Source organism: Bacillus sp. J33, assembly GCF_000518885.1.
Lineage (GTDB): Bacteria > Bacillota > Bacilli > Bacillales > Cytobacillaceae > Cytobacillus.
Map to the genome: position 1 here is coordinate 1 of NZ_JAEL01000160.1, position 6903 is coordinate 6903.

Annotated in this window: 9 protein-coding genes and 1 pseudogene; 8 read left to right on the top strand and 2 right to left on the bottom strand. The window is 39.9% G+C overall.

What is annotated here, in order from left to right; genetic code table 11:
* Positions 1-169 precede the first annotated feature (169 nt).
* Positions 170-829: a GntR family transcriptional regulator gene (locus tag L634_RS0127720; RefSeq protein WP_026585197.1), complete on the bottom strand. Its 660-nt coding sequence runs from the start codon at positions 827-829 to the stop codon at positions 170-172.
* A gap of 316 nt (positions 830-1145) precedes the next feature.
* Between L634_RS0127720 and brnQ the strand changes: the two genes are divergently transcribed.
* From brnQ to L634_RS0127755, 6 genes are all read left to right on the top strand, one after another.
* On the top strand, positions 1146-2495 hold the full coding sequence (gene brnQ / locus L634_RS0127725; RefSeq protein ID WP_026585198.1) for a branched-chain amino acid transport system II carrier protein: 1350 nt from the start codon (positions 1146-1148) through the stop codon (positions 2493-2495).
* Between the two features lie 180 nt (positions 2496-2675).
* Positions 2676-3404 (top strand): ZIP family metal transporter, encoded by a 729-nt coding sequence (locus L634_RS0127730; protein ID WP_026585199.1) that lies wholly within the window; start codon positions 2676-2678, stop codon positions 3402-3404.
* A 79-nt stretch (positions 3405-3483) separates the two neighbouring features.
* Positions 3484-3768, top strand: coding sequence for a YrhK family protein (locus L634_RS0127735; protein ID WP_026585200.1), 285 nt, complete (start codon positions 3484-3486; stop codon positions 3766-3768).
* 113 nt (positions 3769-3881) lie between these two features.
* A complete protein-coding gene (locus L634_RS0127740; protein ID WP_026585201.1) occupies positions 3882-4091 on the top strand; it encodes a DUF2187 family protein in 210 nt (69 codons plus the stop codon).
* 207 nt (positions 4092-4298) lie between these two features.
* Complete coding sequence (locus L634_RS0127750) at positions 4299-5027, top strand: MOSC domain-containing protein (RefSeq protein WP_026585202.1); 729 nt, start codon at positions 4299-4301, stop codon at positions 5025-5027.
* A 35-nt stretch (positions 5028-5062) separates the two neighbouring features.
* Positions 5063-5389 (top strand): YnfA family protein, encoded by a 327-nt coding sequence (locus L634_RS0127755; RefSeq protein WP_026585203.1) that lies wholly within the window; start codon positions 5063-5065, stop codon positions 5387-5389.
* A 195-nt stretch (positions 5390-5584) separates the two neighbouring features.
* Here L634_RS0127755 and L634_RS0127765 read toward each other — a convergent pair whose 3' ends face one another.
* On the bottom strand, positions 5585-6076 hold the full coding sequence (locus L634_RS0127765) for a J domain-containing protein (RefSeq protein ID WP_232233857.1): 492 nt from the start codon (positions 6074-6076) through the stop codon (positions 5585-5587).
* A gap of 228 nt (positions 6077-6304) precedes the next feature.
* On the opposite strand from L634_RS0127765, the gene L634_RS0127770 reads away from it, so the two are divergent.
* Both L634_RS0127770 and L634_RS34520 read left to right on the top strand, forming a co-directional pair.
* Positions 6305-6604 carry a hypothetical protein gene (locus tag L634_RS0127770; RefSeq protein WP_026585205.1) on the top strand — a complete coding sequence of 100 codons (300 nt, stop codon included), beginning with the start codon at positions 6305-6307 and terminating at the stop codon, positions 6602-6604.
* Positions 6605-6642: 38 nt separating this feature from the next.
* Positions 6643-6903, top strand: a pseudogene (locus L634_RS34520) (hypothetical protein); the annotation flags it as partial.

The window sequence follows — 6903 nt, forward strand, 5'->3', positions numbered from 1 at the left end:
TCCCACTTCCCTCTCTTCTGAGCAGGACATTGAATAATCTTCCCTGACCTGGCACCGCACGAAGGAAATGCGGTAGCATTTTCGAGGATCAAGTGCCCTCCGCTACAATCAACTCAGTTGGTTAAACTTAGTTTACCATCCAAAAGCAACAAACTTTACGAAAACAGACTTATTTTTCTTCAGAATAATACTCATCTATGGCGCGCAGCCAGTTTATGCGTGCAATTTGACCTGCTTTTTCCTGGTCGCGCTGTTCAAAAGCTTTAAGAATCTCTTCATGTTCGTCAATTGAACGGGCAGTTAAAATAATATTTTTATTATAGTAAAGCCGCATAACATGTGCCTGCAGCATTGAAACTGTATTAGAAATATAAGGATTTTGTGCCAGATCAATAATGATGTTATGAAACTTTTCATCCTGCTTTAGGGCTGTAAAGGTATCGCCGGCATTTAGTGACTGTGCAAACTTTTGGTTGATATCCCGTAAAATATCAATCGATTGCTGGCTAATAACTGGCGCAGCCAATTCGGCAGCAAGAGCTTGAAGCACACCTAATGGGGGAAGAATTTTGCTTATGTCTTCAGGGTTTACCGATGTAACCTGAGTCCCAACACCAGGAAACATTTCCACAAATCCCTGAACATTAAGCAATTGAAGCGCTTCCCTAATAGGTGTACGGCTAACACCTAATGCTTTGGCAAGGTCTGCATCATTTAGTTTTTCTTTTGGCTGCAATGTACCATCAATAATCCATTCCTGGATTTGTGAAAATGCACGTTCTTTCGCTGATATACGGGTGGGTGAGGAATAATTGGAAGGAATAGGCATTGTTGTAACCACCTTTACGTTTCTTCATTCATTACAATTTATCTTTTAATTTAAAGTAATTTCCAATAGATTATATATTTAGTATATAGAAGAATCTTGTGAAATTCAATATATCGCATAATTCGACAAAAACTTTTGTGCGATATATTGCATAAGTATGCCGGGTATGTTATCTTGAGTTATGCAATATATTACCCAACAGAAAATAATAAAATTATTACTCTGAAATAATTTTTCAGAAGATTTAAATTTAATAGATTGTTAAATAAATGGAAATTATTCAGGTGAAAGGCAGATTAAATAGGAGGATGTTGAAATGAGCAATAAAATACCTTTTTCATATATAGTAACGGTTGGGTTTATGCTGTTTGCCTTATTTTTTGGCGCAGGAAACTTAATTTTTCCAGCCATGCTCGGCCAATCAGCTGGCACCAACATTTGGTCAGCAAATGCCGGGTTTATCATGACAGGTGTTGGACTTCCGCTGCTAGGAATTCTAGCATTGGGCTTTTCCGGCAAAAGTGATTTGCAATCGTTGGCAAGCCGAGTAAATCCGCTGTTTGGACTAGCGTTTACAGTAGCCCTTTACTTATCGATTGGACCGCTATTTGCGATCCCAAGAACAGCTACTGTATCATTCGAGATTGGAATTAAGCCTTATCTGTCAGAAGGCAGCAGTGTAATAGGGTTAGTTATTTTTTCAATTATTTTCTTTGGGATCACAGCCTATTTTTCATTAAAATCATCAAGTATTGTCGATATTGTAGGAAAATATTTAACACCGCTATTGCTGGTAGTGATTGCGGTTTTGATCGGAGCAGCCTTTATTAATCCTATGGGCTCTTTCCAGGCTCCTTCAGAAAATTTTCTAAGCGGGGCTTTCTTTAAAGGATTCCAGGAAGGATATCTTACAATGGATGCACTTGCCGCATTTGTATTCGGAATTATCGTGGTAAATGCCGTAAAAGAAAAAGGAGCTGCAACGAAAAAGGAGATCATGGTTTCCATCGCTAAAGCAGGTGTAATTGCTGCTGGCCTAACTGCCATTATTTACACATCTCTTTCTTTTATCGGGGCTTCCAGTGTAAGCGGCCTTGGATTATTGGATAACGGCGGTGCCGTTTTATCAGGCGTCTCCGAGTATTATTTTGGTTCTTTAGGTACCATTCTGCTTAGCGTCATCGTTTTCGGAGCATGTTTGACAACAAGTATTGGCCTGATCACAGCTTGTTCGTCTTACTTCAATAAATTGATGCCTAAGATTTCTTACAAGACATTTGTCTTTGTTTTAACGGCTTTCAGTGCAGTACTGGCCAATTTTGGCTTAAGTCAGTTAATTGCCATATCTGTTCCGGTTTTGGTCGGGATTTATCCATTGGCAATTGCATTAATGGCATTAACTTTCTTGCATCCAATTTTTAAGGGAAAGAAAGAAGTTTACCAAGGAACCATGCTATTCACATTTGTTGTTAGTTTATTTGATGGCTTGAACGCAGCCGGAATCATTTTTGCACCAGTACATGATCTATTTGTTGCGATTCTTCCATTTTATGACGTTGGATTGGGCTGGATATTCCCTGCTATTGCAGGCGGTCTGATTGGATTAGTAGTTGGATTAATTAAAAATAACCATTCACATTCTGCACAAGCTGAAAAGGCTGCATAATAATTAGGGCCCCAGAGATTAAATCTGGGGTCTTTTTTTTGATATGACAAATAAAAAGTAATGGCTAAAAGTCTCCACACTGAGGGGATTTTTATATTATTACCCAGCTATAAATTATTTTTTTTCAAAAGGCAATACTACATCATAGCTATTTACACCTTTTCAAAGGAGAGGGTATTGATGTGGCAAGCTGCAATGTGGGGAGGGGTGTCCGGGTCAGCCGTTTTATTAGGAGCCTTGGCTGCGATGGTTTTTCCAATCCAGAAAAAATTGATTGGTTACATAATGGCATTCGGCACGGGAGTCCTAATCGGAGCAGCTGCTTATGAGCTTCTTGGTGAGTCTGTCCGCAGTGGCGGATTGATGCCAACGAGCGTTGGATTTGTTGCAGGCGCAGTCACTTTTACCCTTTTTGATATCATGATTTCAAAAAAAGGGGCACAAAATCGAAAAAGGTCCGGTCATAAAAATGCTTCCTCAGGCGGAATCGTACTCTTCATTGGCACGGTTATGGATGCGATACCTGAATCCCTCATGATTGGTGCAAGCCTGCTTAAAGAGCAGTCAGTTAGTTTTCTTTTGGTTGCAGCCATTTTTATAAGCAATTTTCCTGAAGGTCTTTCAAGTACTTCTGGCATGAAAAATAGCGGCTATTCCAAAAAGAAAATTGTCATTTTATGGGGTTCGGTTTTCTTAATGTCTGCTTTGGCTTCTTTGGCAGGATATTTATTTTTGGATGGCGCTTCAATTGAGGTGATGTCTGGAATTGGCGGTTTCGCTGGAGGTGCCATTATTGCCATGGTTGCGTCAACGATGATGCCAGAAGCATTTGAAGACAGCGGGCCGACGACCGGGTTCATTGCTGCAATTGGATTGCTTGTTTCACTCATGCTTGATCAGTTTTCTTAGTCCTTTCAGCAGATTTTTACAATGAAAAATGGGAATGAATAACATCCATAGTGGAAAACAAAAAACAGGGGTGTTATTTATGAACATAAATAATATGATTCGGGAACAGAAGGACAACGTGCACATTGAATTGGGAAAAAACCATATGATCATTGAACACCGCTATAAGGTTTTATCCTTTTTCAATGATCTCCTGCTCGGAGTTTTATATTTAATAGGCAGCATTTTATTTTTAACGGAAGTCAGCCAAGCTGTCTCCATATCGTTCTTCCTTGCAGGAAGCGTTATGATGATTATCCGCGCAGTCTTGAATATTTTGAAGGATCTTCATATAAAAAGGATAACAACAACTAAACGAAGGTAACTTCATTTTTTCATAATAGGGTTTTGTGTAGGCGGGAAACGGCAATACTAGCGAATAGCTCACATTTTGAAAAAATCAGGCCCAAAAATATTTGTTTTTAAAGGAGAATCGAGATGGCTGAAGAAACAGAAAAGGTAAGCAAGGTGAAAAAAGCAGATGTTGGGGATACAATTAGTATCACAAGCGGGGCGGAAAAGGGCAAAAAGGGCAAAGTAGTTGTGGTTCGGGATAACTCGGTGATCGTGGAACTGGGAATCAATCCAAAGAAGGATGAGCCTATAAAAACGGTTATCAGCCATAAACGATATAAAGTGGTTAAATAAACGACAAGGAGGCACTTTTTATGAAATCTCCAAAATATCCTAAAGGAACTTCCTCGTCCATTCCCCCAGAGGTCCGCGAAAAAATTATACAAGCGGACAGCGATGAAAAGGCGAAGCGAAAAACCAAACGGCCGCAATAAGGAGATATCCATGATAGACGTCCGGGCTGTCATGGATATTCTATTGTAAAAAGGGAGGGGTTCTGAATTGCTGATTGGTCATATTAAAGAAATTGTCCGCTATCCTGTCAAAAGCTTTCATGGTGAAAGTGTACAGAAATCAAAGGTAATGGACTATGGACTTTATGGAGATCGCAGCCATGCTTTCCTGGATGAGTCACGGCCGGGAAAGTACCTGACGATCACACAATTTCCGGGACTGGTTCGATATAAGGCAACATTTAGCGGGGAAGAAGAGAGTAGCAAGTTTCCTTCATTAACCGTAACGACACCTGATGGCAGAAGAATGGATTGGAATGACAAAGATTTATTAAAAGAACTAGAAAAGCATTCTAATAGAAAGATTGAACCAATTCAATATAGTCCTTCTCATGTTCCTTTGGGGGCAATTGAAGAAGAACATATTTTATTGGTGACAGACGCTTCCTTACATAAACTGAAAGAGTTATGGGGCAATGAAAAACTGGATTTTCAGCGTTTTCGGCCAAATTTAGTCATTTCCCTGATAGAAGACGAGCCTTTTATTGAAGAAAATTGGTTTGGGAAAACAATAGTGATAGGAAATGAAGTGGAAATCAAAATAAACAGGCATTGTGAACGGTGTATGATCATCACGGTAGATCCAGAAAGCGGAGAACGTGATGCAAGTTTGCATAAAACGGTAATTTCAGAAAGGAATAATTACTTTGGTGTGTATGCTTCTGTCGTGAAAACAGGGGAAATTAAGGTGGGAGACGAGGTTTGTTTAATTAATTAAGAACATTCATTAGAGAATCTTTTAGGAGTGTATGTATGATTCAGGCTATTGTATTATATTTCCTTGCGGGTCTAGCTGAAATTGGCGGGGGCTATTTGATTTGGCAATGGATAAGGGAAAGCAAGTCTTATTATTGGGGCATTGGCGGGGGAATGGTGCTCGCTCTTTATGGTGTTATCGCTGCATTCCAGGCCTTTCCCTCATTTGGAAGAGTGTATGCAGCATATGGAGGTGTTTTTATCGTGCTTTCTATTTTATGGGGATGGGGGATAGATAAAAAAACTCCTGATTTATATGACTGCCTTGGTGCGGGAATTTGTTTGCTGGGAGCTTCCATAATTTTGTTTGCGCCTCGTCAATAAAATAGCCGGCCATATATAAGAAACGTTATAAGAGTTTTAAATTTGGAACAGCATTCCCTTGTATTTGCAAAAAAAGAGCTCTGCTGGCTCGCAAACCCATTCCCCGAGCTGAAGGCGGACGAAATACTTATGCCTCTAAAAAAAGAACTTTCAATTGGAAACGCGGCAGAAGCAGAATAAAAGAGTCTGAGTAAATTAGTAAATTTTACGGTAATGCTCACTAAACACTTTAAAAAGCCTTTCATCTCCGCCACAGTCTGGATGGAGGGCTTTCAGCAGTTTTTTAAATTCTTTTTTTATTAATTGCTCATCTGTTTCAGCCTTTAAGCCCAAAAGTTCGGCAGGGCGGATTTCGGGGGCAGTAATGGAATTTTGTTTATGGATCATTTTCCTCAAAGAGCGGACCTTGGATTCCTCAATGTTGATCCGGGTCTGCAGGATTTCAATTTGCCCTTTAAGGTTTTTAACTTCCCGCAAGATTCTTTCGAATTGCAGCTTATGTTCTTCAGACTGTTTTCGGATAATAAAATCATTTAGATCTTTTAATCTGATTTTGTAGGCAATTTTCCTTCTCAAATTGCGATCTGCCTTTATTTTACCTTCCTCAATCCAGCGGATCACTTCCTTGTCACTGGCTATAATCCCAGCATCTTTTAATTGCTCTACAGCTTCTTTTACATTCAGCATTTATTTTCACTCTCTTTATGTATAAACTCGCATTGCATACAGTCAGAATAATCATACCACTGATTTAGTCCAGAAAAAGAACAGCTATATGACAGAGTGTTAAAGTCTATTTACGACGTAACAACTTTGTTTCAAGTTCTAACAGTTATTGGATGTATGAGTATTTTTTATAGAGGCGGGTATTAAAGAGATTAATAGAAAACATTTTAAATAATGGAGGGGTAAACCATGAGAAAAACAACCATGGGACTTGTACTTGGATCACTCGTTACAGCCGGCGGTGCTGCATTGGCTGCTTCCGCTTATAGAAAAAGACATAAAGAGAATTGTGATGTCCTAGAAGATACGGACATGAGGAACAGCGAAAAAATCGACCAGGTGGAAAGTGTTGATGCTGACAAAGTTCCCGAAGAAAAGGGACTAACACAGTATGATGCCGCATTAAGATCAGAATGGGTCGCTAACGGGTATTCGCAAACCCATATGGATTTGGAAGAGCTAGAGAAAGTAAAAAGACAAAAGATGTAGAGGGTGAGTCCTGGCTGCCGTTTTGGCGGCTTCTTTTTATGGTTTTAAAGAAGAACCATCTATTTATATTTTTGGCTGTGTTAAAGCTTATTGTTGATTATTACACCTTGTTGATTGGAGCGGAAGGTACGAGATCCTCGAAAATGCTATCGCATTTTCTTCGTGCGGTGTTCATTCGAGGAAGCTTATTCAATGTCCTGCGGGAGAAGCGTGTCAGCGGGAGACCCCGCAGGTGCGAATGCACCGAGGAGCGTCGGACCGCCCGCGGAAAGCGAGTGCCTCGTGCTGAAATCAACAGG